The organism is Micrococcus lacusdianchii, from assembly GCF_023155805.1.
GTDB lineage: Bacteria > Actinomycetota > Actinomycetes > Actinomycetales > Micrococcaceae > Micrococcus > Micrococcus lacusdianchii.
Genome location: NZ_JAKNUW010000007.1, coordinates 59,412 through 71,547 on the forward strand (window position 1 = coordinate 59,412; position 12,136 = coordinate 71,547).

13 protein-coding genes and 1 other RNA gene are annotated in these 12,136 nt (G+C 73.3%); 8 read left to right on the top strand and 6 right to left on the bottom strand.

Annotated features, from left to right (window positions below):
* Nucleotides 1-83: 83 nt before the first annotated feature.
* Nucleotides 84-890 carry an alpha/beta fold hydrolase gene (locus MA879_RS06110; protein WP_248124156.1) on the bottom strand — a complete coding sequence of 269 codons (807 nt, stop codon included), beginning with the start codon at nucleotides 888-890 and terminating at the stop codon, nucleotides 84-86.
* Nucleotides 891-991: 101 nt separating this feature from the next.
* Here MA879_RS06110 and prfB point away from each other — a divergent pair, with 101 nt between their 5' ends.
* From prfB to MA879_RS06140, 6 genes are all read left to right on the top strand, one after another.
* On the top strand, nucleotides 992-2,137 hold the full coding sequence (prfB, locus tag MA879_RS06115) for a peptide chain release factor 2 (protein WP_248124157.1): 1,146 nt from the start codon (nucleotides 992-994) through the stop codon (nucleotides 2,135-2,137).
* A 128-nt stretch (nucleotides 2,138-2,265) separates the two neighbouring features.
* Nucleotides 2,266-2,733, top strand: coding sequence for an SRPBCC family protein (locus MA879_RS06120; protein ID WP_248124158.1), 468 nt, complete (start codon nucleotides 2,266-2,268; stop codon nucleotides 2,731-2,733).
* Nucleotides 2,734-2,840: 107 nt separating this feature from the next.
* Nucleotides 2,841-4,049 (top strand): acetyl-CoA C-acetyltransferase, encoded by a 1,209-nt coding sequence (locus tag MA879_RS06125; protein ID WP_248124159.1) that lies wholly within the window; start codon nucleotides 2,841-2,843, stop codon nucleotides 4,047-4,049.
* Nucleotides 4,050-4,363: 314 nt separating this feature from the next.
* Nucleotides 4,364-4,825 (top strand): SsrA-binding protein SmpB, encoded by a 462-nt coding sequence (gene smpB / locus MA879_RS06130; protein ID WP_248124231.1) that lies wholly within the window; start codon nucleotides 4,364-4,366, stop codon nucleotides 4,823-4,825.
* Nucleotides 4,826-4,966: 141 nt separating this feature from the next.
* Nucleotides 4,967-5,338, top strand: a transfer-messenger RNA (tmRNA) gene (ssrA, locus tag MA879_RS06135).
* Between the two features lie 82 nt (nucleotides 5,339-5,420).
* Entirely contained in the window at nucleotides 5,421-6,392 is a 972-nt protein-coding gene (locus tag MA879_RS06140) for a potassium channel beta subunit family protein (protein WP_248124160.1), read from the top strand.
* A 138-nt stretch (nucleotides 6,393-6,530) separates the two neighbouring features.
* Here MA879_RS06140 and MA879_RS06145 read toward each other — a convergent pair whose 3' ends face one another.
* Genes MA879_RS06145 through aroA form a run of 5 tightly spaced genes read right to left on the bottom strand, consistent with a single transcriptional unit; the run spans nucleotide 6,531 to nucleotide 10,866 of the window.
* Nucleotides 6,531-6,905 carry a CrcB family protein gene (locus MA879_RS06145; RefSeq protein ID WP_248124161.1) on the bottom strand — a complete coding sequence of 125 codons (375 nt, stop codon included), beginning with the start codon at nucleotides 6,903-6,905 and terminating at the stop codon, nucleotides 6,531-6,533.
* On the bottom strand, nucleotides 6,902-7,411 hold the full coding sequence (locus MA879_RS06150) for a FluC/FEX family fluoride channel (RefSeq protein ID WP_248124162.1): 510 nt from the start codon (nucleotides 7,409-7,411) through the stop codon (nucleotides 6,902-6,904). Before MA879_RS06150 ends, MA879_RS06145 begins: the two co-directional genes overlap by 4 nt.
* Before the next feature lie 40 nt (nucleotides 7,412-7,451).
* Nucleotides 7,452-8,321 carry a histidinol-phosphatase gene (gene hisN, locus MA879_RS06155; RefSeq protein WP_282447666.1) on the bottom strand — a complete coding sequence of 290 codons (870 nt, stop codon included), beginning with the start codon at nucleotides 8,319-8,321 and terminating at the stop codon, nucleotides 7,452-7,454.
* A gap of 29 nt (nucleotides 8,322-8,350) precedes the next feature.
* Complete coding sequence (rsgA, locus tag MA879_RS06160) at nucleotides 8,351-9,448, bottom strand: ribosome small subunit-dependent GTPase A (protein WP_248124163.1); 1,098 nt, start codon at nucleotides 9,446-9,448, stop codon at nucleotides 8,351-8,353.
* A complete protein-coding gene (gene aroA, locus MA879_RS06165; protein WP_248124164.1) occupies nucleotides 9,448-10,866 on the bottom strand; it encodes a 3-phosphoshikimate 1-carboxyvinyltransferase in 1,419 nt (472 codons plus the stop codon). The genes rsgA and aroA overlap by 1 nt, the downstream gene beginning before the upstream one ends.
* Nucleotides 10,867-11,069: 203 nt before the next feature.
* On the opposite strand from aroA, the gene MA879_RS06170 reads away from it, so the two are divergent.
* Both MA879_RS06170 and rsrA read left to right on the top strand, forming a co-directional pair.
* Nucleotides 11,070-11,762: a sigma-70 family RNA polymerase sigma factor gene (locus MA879_RS06170; protein WP_248124236.1), complete on the top strand. Its 693-nt coding sequence runs from the start codon at nucleotides 11,070-11,072 to the stop codon at nucleotides 11,760-11,762.
* Nucleotides 11,759-12,034, top strand: a complete 276-nt coding sequence (gene rsrA, locus MA879_RS06175) for a mycothiol system anti-sigma-R factor (RefSeq protein ID WP_248124165.1) — start codon at nucleotides 11,759-11,761, stop codon at nucleotides 12,032-12,034. The genes MA879_RS06170 and rsrA overlap by 4 nt, the downstream gene beginning before the upstream one ends.
* Nucleotides 12,035-12,136: the final 102 nt, after the last annotated feature.

Genomic DNA, 12,136 nt, shown 5'->3' on the forward strand with positions numbered 1-12,136 from the left:
CGCGGTGGGCGGATGCGTCACCGTCCCGGCAACCGCGTTGGCGCTGCCGGCATGCCGGGTCAGCGGCCGCGCACCCGCCCCGGTCAGAGCTCCCGCGCCGCGTCCGCCGCCCAGTTCTGCACCATGGCGCCCACGGCCTGCTCCTGGTCCAGGTGCACGTTGTGGCCGGCGCGGTCCAGCATCGCCAGGGTCAGCCGCGGGAAGTGCTCGGCCAGTGCCAGCTGGTCCATGAACCCCACCTTGTCGTCCTGCCGGCCGGTGACGATCAGCGTGGGCCGGTCGTACGTGCCGAACCGCTCCTCCGGCAGCGGACCCTCCAGGGCGTAGCCGTCCTGCAGGCGCGTCAGCGCGTCCTCGTCCACCCGCTGCGCGCCGGGCAGCACGTGCTCGCGGAACTGCTCCCACACGGGCCGGGTCTGGATCACAGCCAGGTCGAGGAACGGCTCGGCCTCCTCCTCGTCCAGCTCGGCCAGCAGGGCCTGGTCCTTCTCCAGGATGGTGCGTTCGGGGACGTCCCGCGCGTCGGGGTCCGGGTCCACCACGGGGGCCAGCAGTGCCAGGCCCGTCACCTGCTCGGGGCGGCGCGCCACCAGCTCGCGGACCAGCAGGCCGCCGATCGAGGTGCCGAGCACGGCCAAGGGCTCCTCGCCCACCAGGTCCGCGACGACGTCGTCGAGCCAGTCCGCGAACTCCGGCAGGCCTCCCTCGCCCTCGAGGGCGGGGGTCCCCCCGAAGCCGGGCAGGTCCACGTAGATCCGCTCCCAGCCGCCGGCGGCCTCGAGCGCGTCGTCGAGGGGGAGCAGGAAGCGGTGGTCCACGCCCAGGCCGTGGACGAGCAGCAGGGGGCGGCCGGAGCCGCGCCGGACGATGTGGGGGGCAGGCTGTGACATGCGCTCGAGGGTAGGCCCGCCGGGTCGCCGGGCGGCAGGCCTGACGGCCGGTCCCGGGCCCCGCGCGACGCCCGGACCCAGGGCGGTAGGCTGGGCGGACCATGGCTGACACTGACTTCTCCGCAGAGATCGACGCTCTGCGCCACACCCTGGCCTCCATCGAGCAGGTCTCCGACGTCGAGAAGATGACGGCGGAGGTGGCCGACCTCGAGGCGCAGGCCTCCGCGCCCGACCTCTGGGACGACCCCGAGGCCGCGCAGAAGGTCACCTCGAAGCTCTCCCACCGGCAGGCGGATCTGAAGCGCATCAAGTCGCTCGCGGACCGGATCGACGACCTCGAGACCATGGTGCAGCTCGCCGCGGAGGAGGACGAGCCCTCCCTGCTGGACGATGCGAACGTGGAGCTGACCTCCATCCGCAAGGCCCTCGACGAGCTCGAGGTGGTCACCCTCCTCAGCGGCGAGTACGACCAGCGCGACGCCGTCATCACCATCCGCGCCGGCGCCGGCGGCGTGGACGCGGCCGACTTCGCCGAGACCCTCATGCGCATGTACCTGCGCTGGGCCGAGCAGAAGGGCTGGTCCTCGAAGGTCATGGACACCTCCTACGCGGAGGAGGCCGGCCTGAAGTCCGCCACGTTCGAGATCAACGCGCCCTTCGCGTTCGGCACCCTGTCCGTGGAGGCCGGCACGCACCGCCTCGTGCGCATCAGCCCCTTCGACAACCAGGGCCGCCGCCAGACCTCCTTCGCGGCGGTCGAGGTGGTCCCGCTGATCGAGTCGGACGACTCCATCGAGATCCCCGAGAACGAGATCAAGGTGGACGTGTTCCGCTCCTCGGGTCCCGGCGGCCAGTCCGTGAACACCACGGACTCCGCCGTGCGCATGACGCACATCCCCACGGGCATCGTCGTGTCCATGCAGAACGAGAAGTCCCAGATCCAGAACCGCGCGGCCGCCCTCCGCGTGCTCCAGTCCCGCCTGCTCCTGCAGCGCAAGGCCGAGGAGGACGCGAAGAAGAAGGAGATGGCCGGGGATGTCAAGGCCTCGTGGGGCGACCAGATGCGCTCCTACGTGCTGAACCCGTACCAGATGGTCAAGGACCTGCGCACGGGCCACGAGGAGGGCAACCCCTCCGCCGTCTTCGACGGCGCCATCGACGGCTTCGTCGACGCCGGCATCCGCTGGCGCGCCGAGCTGGCCAAGGAGGCCGCCGCCGAGGCGGAGGCCGAGGCCGAGAAGGCCTGACCCCGCCTGTCCGCCGCCCGCGACGCCGGCCCGCACCCTCGCGAGGAGGGTGCGGGCCGGCGTCGTCGTGGGCGGGCGGAGCCGCGGCGGGGGTTCCCTGCGGGTGAGGCACCGGCGAGGATGGCCCCATGGCCGAGTTCCAGGAGTCCATGCCCGCCACGCCGCCGCCCGTCAGCGCCGAGGAGACCGTGGCCGCGCCCGCGGCCGCCCTGTTCGCGCTGCTCGCGGACCCGGCCAGGCACCCCGAGATCGACGGCTGGACCAACGTCGCCGCGCCCGTCGACCCCGCCCCGATCGCCGGCGTGGGGGACGCGTTCCGGATGGACCTGGCCCACGGCGTCCGTGTGGAGTGCGTGGTCCACCGGTTCGAGCGGGACCGTGTGATCGCCTGGGAGCCCGGGAGGCTGGGGGAGCCGCCGAGCGGCCAGCTGTGGACGTGGGAGCTCGAGCCGCTCTCGGAGGAGTCCACCCGGGTGCGCCTGACGTACGACGGCACCCGGATCGCCCCGGACCAGGAGAAGCGCCTCGCCCGCGCCCGTGCGGTCACACCGGAGCGGCTGGCCGGGTCCATCCGGCGGCTGGGGGCGGCCAGCTGAGGCAGGCATGCTGGCCGGGGCTGTGAGACGGGAAATAGGATGGACATCGAGTGAAGCGCGATGAATCGAGGCCCGCCCCGGACGGGCCCGCGCACCGAGGAGGATCCATGACCGCCGACCACCCCCAGCCGCAGCCCACTGACGCCGTGATCGTCGGCGGTGCCCGCACCCCGTTCACCCGACTGCTCGGCCAGCAGGCCGACCTGCAGGCCGTCGAGCTTGGCGCCCACGCCATCCGGCACGCCCTCGAGCGCGCCGGCGTGCCCGCCGCGGACGTGGACATGGTCTACATGGGTCAGGTGGTCCAGGCCGGTGCCGGGCAGAACCCCGCCCGGCAGTCCTCCCTGGCCGCGGGCATCGGCTGGGACGTCCCGGCCATGACCATCAACAAGGTCTGCCTGTCCGGCCTCACTGCCGTGATCGACGCCGCCCGACTGATCCGCCTCGGGGAGGCGAGCGTCGTCGTCGCCGGCGGCCAGGAGTCCATGACCAACGCCCCCCACCTGCTGATGGGCGCCCGCAAGGGCTACAAGTACGGCCCCACCACCGTGCTGGACTCCGTGGCCTACGACGGTCTCACCGACGCCCTGTCCAAGGAGGTCATGGGCGAGCTGACCGAGACCGGCAACGGAGAGCGTCGCCTCGAGCGTCCCGCCCAGGACGAGGTGGCCGCGGCCTCCCACCAGCGCGCCGCGCAGGCCCAGAAGGAGGGCGTGTTCGACGCTGAGATCGCGCCCGTGGAGATCCCGCAGCGCAAGGGCGAGCCGCTCCTCGTCGCCAAGGACGAGGGCATCCGGGCGGAGACCACCGCCGAGACCCTCGCCAAGCTCCGCCCGGCCTTCGCGAAGGACGGCACCATCACCGCCGGCAACGCATCCCCGCTGTCCGACGGCGCCGCCGCGCTCGTGGTCACCTCTCGCGCCTACGCCGAGGAGAAGGGCCTGCAGATCCTGGCGACGGTCGGGGCCCCGGGGCAGACCGCCGGGCCGAAGGACTCCCAGCTGCACTCGCAGCCCTCCGATGCCATCGCGACCGCCCTGCGCAAGCAGGGCTGGAGCGCGGCCGACCTGGACTTCATCGAGATCAACGAGGCCTTCGCGGCCGTCTCCCTCCAGTCGCTCAAGGATCTGGACTACCCGGCCGAGCGGTGCAACATCCACGGCGGCGCCATCGCGCTCGGCCACCCGATCGGCGCCTCCGGCGCCCGCCTGGCCCTCACTGCCGCGTATGAGCTGAGCCGCCGCGGCTCCGGCCGCAGCGCCGTGGCCCTGTGCGGCGGCGGCGGTCAGGGCGAGGCCCTGATCCTCTTCCGCTGACCTCTCCGGCGCTCCGGTCCAGCACATCGAGGCCCTGCCCCGGCAGGGCACCCTCCCGCTCACCGGCCGTGCCGTGGTGGACCGGATCATCATGGACCCGACGGTGATCGAGCTCGTCGGCACCCCGCTCGCCTGATCGCCGCCCACGGCGACGACGCCCGCCCCGGCCCGTCCGCGCTCCCCGCGCGGGCGGGCCGGCCGTCGCGTAGGATGGTGCACCCTGTGCTGAGCGCGGATCGAGGACGGAAGGAGCGAGCACCTTGGGGAAGAACGCGAAGGGCAAGGCCGCCAAGCAGCCGGCCCCCGGCGAGCGCATGGTGATCGCCAACAACAAGAAGGCGCGGCACGACTACACGATCCTCGACACCTACGAGGCCGGCATGGTCCTGCAGGGCACCGAGGTCAAGTCGCTGCGCGAGGGCAAGGCGTCCCTCGTGGACGGGTTCGCCGTGTTCTACCGGGACGAGCTGTGGCTCGAGCAGGTCTACATCCCCGAGTACCTCAACGGCTCGTGGACCAACCACGCGGCCCGTCGCCGTCGCAAGCTGTTGCTGCACCGCGCCGAGCTGGTCAAGATCAGCCGTCAGATCCAGGACCCGGGTCTGACCATCGTCCCGCTGTCCCTGTACTTCCTGAACGGGCGCGTCAAGGTGGAGATCGGCGTCGCCCGCGGCAATCGTGAGTACGACAAGCGGCACAAGCTCCGCGAGAAGCAGGACGACCGCGAGGCCCAGCGCGCCATGCGGATCCGCAACCGCCGTGCCGGCGTCGCCTGACCCTCTGCCCCGCCCCTGGGGAATACCTCCCGGCTCTGGTAGGTTGGACTCCTCGCAGGGCCGGTTTCAGGACCGGCGGGCGCACGCCCCCCGCCTGCCGTGGTGATTGACAACCTCATAGTGAGTGTGTCGACCCCTCCAGGGGCCGATCGGTTTCGACGATGTGAGTCGCGACAGGGGAAGCGGGCCGAGGATGCAGAGTCATCTCGTCAAACGCTCTCTGCACACCAATAAGTGCCGAATCCAAGCGCACTGACTTCGCTCTCGCTGCCTGATCAGTGATCGAGTCCGTCACCCCGGGGTCGCTGTCGCCCCGGACCGTGGCGTCAGCTAGATAGCCACTGGGCATCACCCCTGCCGGGGGTCGTGATGCCGACATCAATCCGGCTGGGCCCGGGTTGTCCGCCCGTCTGCGGGACGGACAGGGCCGAGCAACACCCACAGCAGACTGCGCCCGGAGAAGACCTGGCAACACCACATCGGACGCGGGTTCAATTCCCGCCGGCTCCACTCACCACACCACGACGACGCCCCGGCGCCCTCCCCACGGAGGGCGCCGGGGCGTCGTCGTGCGTGGCGGTAGTACCGTGGCGCCATGAGCGACATGATCTACAACCGTCTCGGATCCTCCGGCCTTCGGGTCTCCCAGTTCAGTTTCGGCTCCTGGGTGACCTTCGGCACTCAGGTCGACGTGGGCCGGGCCAAGGACCAGCTGGCCGCCGCCAAGGAGGGCGGGGTCAACTTCTTCGACAACGCCGAGGTGTACGCCGGCGGGGAGTCCGAGACCATCATGGGCCGGGCCATCGCCGAGCTCGGCTGGAAGCGCCACGAGTACGTCGTCTCCACGAAGCTGTTCTGGGGCATCGACGGCGACCTGGTGAACATGAAGAACACCTTGAACCGCAAGTACCTCATGCAGGGCATCGACGGGTCCCTCGAGCGCCTGGGCCTGGACTTCGTGGACCTGGTGTTCTGCCACCGCCCGGACCCGCACACTCCGATCGAGGAGACCGTGTGGGCCATGAGCGACATGATCAGCCAGGGCAAGGCCCTGTACTGGGGCACCTCGGAGTGGAGCGCGGACGAGATCCGTGCCGCCTGGAACATCGCCGAGCGCCACCACCTGCACAAGCCCGTGATGGAGCAGCCGCAGTACAACCTCCTGCACCGGACCAAGGTGGAGAAGGAGTTCGCCCGCCTCTACGAGGACATCGGCCTCGGCCTGACCACCTGGAGCCCGCTGGCCTCCGGCATCCTGTCCGGCAAGTACGTGGACGGCATCCCGGAGGGCTCCCGCGGAGCGCTCGAGGGCTATGACTTCGTGAAGGACTCGATCGCGGATCAGGAGGTCACGGTGAAGGTCCGTCAGCTCGTGGATGTTGCCACCGAGCTGGACGTGACCCCGGCGCAGCTCGCCCTCGCATGGACGGCGTCGAACCCGCACGTGTCCACCGTGATCCTCGGGGCCTCGAGCGTGGAGCAGGTCCAGGAGAACCTCAAGGCCCTGGACGTGATGGACCTGGTGACCCCGCAGGTGCGCGACCGCCTCGAGTCGATCTTCGCCTGACGGTCCCGCACGGCCGCGGGCTGCAGGGAGGCCCCCGTGGCCGTGCCGGCGACTGTGCAGAAGCGGGCGGAAAGCGGCGCGCTCAAGCGCCCCCTTCCGCCCGGACGCGCACCCTCGGTATGCGGGTCCGGTGCGAGGTCAGCGCGCCAGCGCCAGGCCGAGCACGCCTCCCACGACGGTGGCCACGAGGCCCGCGCCCACATGCGCACCCCACACGGCCGCGGCGCGCGCCCACGCCCCGACGAGGACCGCGTCGGCAGCGCGCGCGGCCACGGTGGACCACGTGCCCAGGCCGAGGGTGGCGCCCCCGGCGGAGATCATCAGTGCGCCGAGCACCGGCGTGCCCGCGACCAGCCCGGCGCCGGCCAGCAGCCCCGACACCAGGCACGCCAACGCGTTGGCGGCCAGCACGCCGCGGCCGCGCGGCACCCGGATGTCCAGCAGGTGCCGGACGGCCGCCCCCAGGGCGCCGCCGACCGCCAGCAGGACCACGACCAGGGGGAGGGGGGTCATCGACGCGCCCCCGTGCGGAGACCCGCAGCCGCGGCGGCCGTGCCGAGGACGATCATGCCCCCGAGCACGACCAGCCCGGCGGAGACGTGCACCAGCACCTCCACCACGGACCCGATCAGACCGAGTCCGCCCCGGAGCCCGCCCGAGGCGAGCCACGCGGGCACCGCCGCCGCCCACGCCAGAGCCAGGCTGATCGAGGTGAACGAACCCAGGAAGCCGGTGCCCAGGGCGGGCACCCACCGGGGATCCCACGCACGCCGCGACGGATCCGCCGCGGCCGCGCGGGAGGTGCCCCACAGCAGGCCGAGCAGGAACGCCCCCAGGGTGTTCACCACCACCAGCGGCACCAGCGGCAGCGCGTCGAGGAGGAAGAACCACGTGGTGCCGGACGCGCGTGCGAGCCAGGGCCTCAGCAGGGCCTCGCCGGCGGTGAGCACCAGCCAGCCCGCCACGGCACCGGTGGCGCCGCCGAGCGCCACCCAGGGCACGACGGCAGGGCCCCGCACCGGAACCCCGCCTGATCCAGCCCGGCCCGCTGCCACGGGGTCAGCCCTGACGCGGCGTCAGACGCTCGAGCACCTCGTCATGCAGCAGCCCGTTCGTCGCCAGGGCGTGGCCGCCGAACGGGCCGTCCTCGCCCTCGAGGGAGGTGAAGCGGCCGCCGGCCTCGCGGACGATCGGCACGAGCGCGGCCATGTCGTGCAGCGCCAGCTCGGGCTCGCACGCCACGTCCACCGCGCCCTCCGCCACGAGCATGTAGGACCAGAAGTCGCCGAACCCGCGCACCCGCCACACGTCCGAGGTCAGCTGCAGGAACTCCCGGATGTTCCCGCGTTCGCGCCACCCCTCGATCGAGGAGAAGGACAGGGAGGCGTCCGCCACGCGGTCCACCCGCGAGACGCCGATCCGCTGGGCGCGCGTCAGGGACGTCCCCGCGAACGCGCCCTGGCCTGCGGCGGCCCACCAGCGGCGGTGCAGGGCGGGGGCGGAGACGACGCCGACCATCGGCTCGCCGTCGATCAGCAGCGCGATCAGGGTGGCCCACACCGGCACGCCCCGCACGAAGTTCTTGGTCCCGTCGATCGGGTCCACCACCCACTGGCGTCCGGACCTGGCGAGCTCGCCGCCGAACTCCTCGCCCAGGATCAGGTCGCGGGCCCGCGCGCGGGACAGGGTGGCCCGGATGGACTCCTCCGCCGCGCGGTCGGCGTCGGTGACGGGGGTGAGGTCCGGCTTGGTGCTCACCTCGAGGTCCTGCGCCTTGAAGCGGGCCATCGTGAGGGAGTCCACGTTGTCCGCCAGCATGTGCGCCAGGCGCAGGTCCTCGGTGAGGTCGCGGGCGGGGCGGCGGGCGGCGTCGTCGGGGGCGCTCGGCGCGGTGCTGGGCGTGGGCTCGGCGTGCTCGGTGGGCTCCATGGGGCTCACGCTATACCGGGGCCCGCCGTTCAGTCCTCTGACGACGCCGATCCGCCTGCCTCCGCGGCCGTGCGGTTGCCGAGCAGTCGTCGCAGGGACGCCAGGCGCGCGGGGCCGGCGTCGCCGGCGTGCCCCTGCGCCACCCACGCGTCGAGCCCGCAGCCGGGGGAGTCGGCCAGGTGGGTGCAGCCGCGCGGGCACGCCTCCAGCCCGCCGGCGAGGTCCTCGAACGCCTCCACCACGCGGTCCGGCTCCACCCAGCCCAGCCCGAAGGAGCGGATGCCGGGGGTGTCCACCACCCACGTGTCCGGGAGGGGCTCACCGTCCGGACCCGGCAGGGGCATGGCCAGCGCAGAGGAGGACGTGTGGCGGCCGCGGCCGGTCACGGCGTTGACGTGGCCCGTGGCGCGTTCGGCGCCGGTGAGCGCGTTGAGCAGCGTGGACTTGCCCACGCCGGAGGGGCCGACGAACGCGGCCGTGTGCCCCGCCAGGCGTCCGGCCACGCGGCCCACGAGGCCCCCGTCCAGGTCCGTGTCCCCGCTCTCGGCCTCGAAGCGGGCGGCCCCGGAGGTCATCACCTCGAGGTCCAGCGCCTCGTAGTGGGCCACGAGGTCCACGGGGTCCCGCAGGTCCGTCTTGGTGATCAGCAGCACGGGATGGATGCCGGCGTCGTAGCAGGCCACGAGGGCGCGGTCGATGAATCCGGTGCGAGGCTCGGGGTTGGCCGCGGCCACCATGATCATCAGGGTGTCCGCGTTGGCCACCACCACGCGCTCCACCTCGTCCGAATCGTCCGCGGACCGGCGCAGCACGGTGTCCCGTTCCTGGACGCGCACGATCCGGGCGAGCGTGCCCTCGCCCCCGGAGAGGTCGCCCACCACGTCCACGCGGTCCCCGGTGGCAATCGGCGTGCGCCGCAGCTCGCGGGCGCGCATCGCGGTGACAGGGGCCTCCGAGCGTCCGGGAAGGACCACGGTGTACCGGCCGCGGTCCACCGTGGTCACCAGCCCGGTCTGCGCGTCCTCGTGCGTGGGGCGCTCCTTGGTGCGCGGCCGGGTGCCGCGCTTGGACGGGCGCACGCGCACGTCCGACTCGTCCCAGGCCGAGGGGTCCACTCGTCGTCCCATCAGACGTCTGCTCCTCGGTCGGTCACGCGCGCGGACGGGACCACGAGCCCCTCCCACCGTGCGGGGAAGTCCGGCATGGTCTTGGCGGTGGTGGCCACGTCCCGCACCGCAGTGCCGGGCGCGCGCAGCCCCACGACGGCGGCGAAGGTCGCCATCCGGTGGTCCTCGTACGTGTGCGCCTCGGCGGCGGACGGCGCCCCGCCGGCACCGGTGCCGGGGAAGTCCAGGGCGTCCGGTCCCTCGACCACGTCGACTCCGAAGCGCGCCGCCTCGGCGGTCAGCGCGGCGAGCCGGTCGGTCTCGTGCCCGCGCAGGTGCCCGATCCCGCTCAGCCGCGTCGGCCCCGCGGCCAGCAGTGCCAGCGCGGCCACGGTGGGCGCGAGCTCGGCGGTGTCCGCCACGTCCCCGGCGCCGCCCACCCGGGGTCGGCCGGCGCCGTCGACGCCGCCGCGGACCGTGAGCGTGCCGCGAGAGGGGTCGCCGGGGGCGGGGGCGAAGGACACGTCCGCGCCGAAGGCGGGCAGGATCGTGCGCCAGCGGTCCCCGATCTGCGTGGTCGACGCGGGCCAGTCCGGCACGGACACCTCGCCGCCGGTCACCGCGGCCGCCGCCAGGAAGGGCCCGGCGTTGGACAGGTCCGGCTCCACGTGCGCCTCGAAGGCCGGCACCGGCCCCGGGTGCACCCGCCACACGCCGGGGGCGGGCTCGTCCACCCGCACCCCGTGCCCGCACAGGAACGCCACGGTCATGGCCACGTGCTCCGGGCTCGGGACGCGCTCGCCCGTGTGGCGGACGGTGAGCCCGTCCGGGCGTCGGGCGGCGGAGAGCAGGAGGCCGGAGAGGAACTGGGAGGAACCCGAGGAGTCCACGGTGGCCTCGTCCCCGAGCGCGGCGCCGGTCGTCAGCCGCACCGGCAGGCAGCCGGGCTCGCCGAGGTGCTCCACGCGCGTGCCCGTCTGCTCCAGGCCCGCCAGCAGCGGCGCCATCGGCCGGACCCGCGCCGCCGGGTCCCCGTCCACCACCACGACGCCGGGCCGCAGCGCCGCCAGGGCCGGCACGAACCGCATCACGGTCCCCGCGAGGCCGCAGTCCACGCGGACCTCGCCCGTCAGCGGCGCGCCCACGGGCAGGGGGGTCACCACCAGGGATCCGTCCACGCGGTCCTCGCACCGGGCGCCGAGCGCCTCGAGGGCCCCGCGCATCAGCGCGGTGTCCCGCGAGGCCAGGGCGCCGTGCAGCACGCACGGCCCGTCCGCCACAGCGGCGAGCACGAGGAACCGGTTCGTCAGGGACTTCGAGCCGGGCAGCCGCACGGTCCCCCGGACCGGCCCGAGGGCCGCGGGCGCGGGCCACGGGTCGGCGGGCACGGGCCGGGAGGCGGCGGCCGGCGTCGTCGTGGGGGTGCTGGGCGTGGTCATCCGCCCAGCCTACCGAGGTCCGCGGGGGCCGCGGCGGGGAATACCCGGTCCGACGCGGGCGCTGTGACCCGTGCGGGTGCAAACCCCCGCCGGCGCCCTCGACGGCCGCCGGGCCGCGCAGCGCACTGCCGAGCAGAGGAGGCGAATCGACCATGACGGCGACCCTGCTGGACGTGCGTCGCGCCCCCGTAGACTGGCGGGCGATGAGAACTCAGAACAGCACGTCGGAGATTGCCCGGCCCGCGGACGCCCCCGAGCACGACCTGCCCGGCATCGACGTCGAGGGGGAGAACGAGGCCGAGCGCCGCGCCCGGTTCGAACGGGACGCGCTCGAGTTCGTGGACCAGCTCTATTCGGCGGCCATGCGCATGACGCGCAACCCGCAGGACGCGGAGGACCTGGTGCAGGAGGCGTACACCAAGGCGTACTCCTCCTTCCACCAGTACCGGCCGGGCACGAACCTCAAGGCGTGGCTGTACCGCATCCTCACGAACACGTACATCAACCTGTACCGCAAGCGGCAGCGCCAGCCCCTCGAGGCGGACACGGACCAGGTGGAGGACTGGCAGATGGCCCGCGCGGCCGAGCACACCTCCACCGGCCTGCGCTCGGCCGAGACCGAGGCCCTGGACCACCTGCCGGACTCCGAGGTCAAGGAGGCACTCCAGGCGATCCCGGAGGAGTTCCGCCTGGCGGTGTACTTCGCGGACGTCGAGGGCTACGCCTACAAGGAGATCGCCGAGATCCTCGACATCCCGATCGGCACCGTGATGTCCCGGCTGCACCGCGGCCGCAAGCAGCTGCGGGAGCGGCTGACCGACTATGCGGGGGAGCGTGGCATGGGTCCCAAGGGCCGCGCGGCCCAGGAGCAGACCAGGAAGGAGGCCGGCCGATGACCACGGACCAGGACTGCCCCGACTGCCGGGGCGGCGCAGAGCGCCTCGAGCAGCTCTACCGGTACCTCGACGGCGCGCTGACAGCCGACGACATCGCGCAGGTCCGCGCCCACGTGGAGGAGTGCCCCGACTGCCACCACCAGCAGGAGCTCGAGCTGCTCATCCGCTCCGCGGTGCGCCGTTCCTGCCAGGAGAAGGCCCCCGCGCAGCTGCGGGCCACCATCATGACCCGCATCACACAGATCTCCACCACCACGCTCCGCCGCGGCTGACCGACGCCGCGCACACGACGACGGGCCGGTCCCTTCCGGGGAACCGGCCCGTCGTCATGTCTGCGGGTGCTGAACCCGGCGTGTCACCACGCTGAGCGGGGC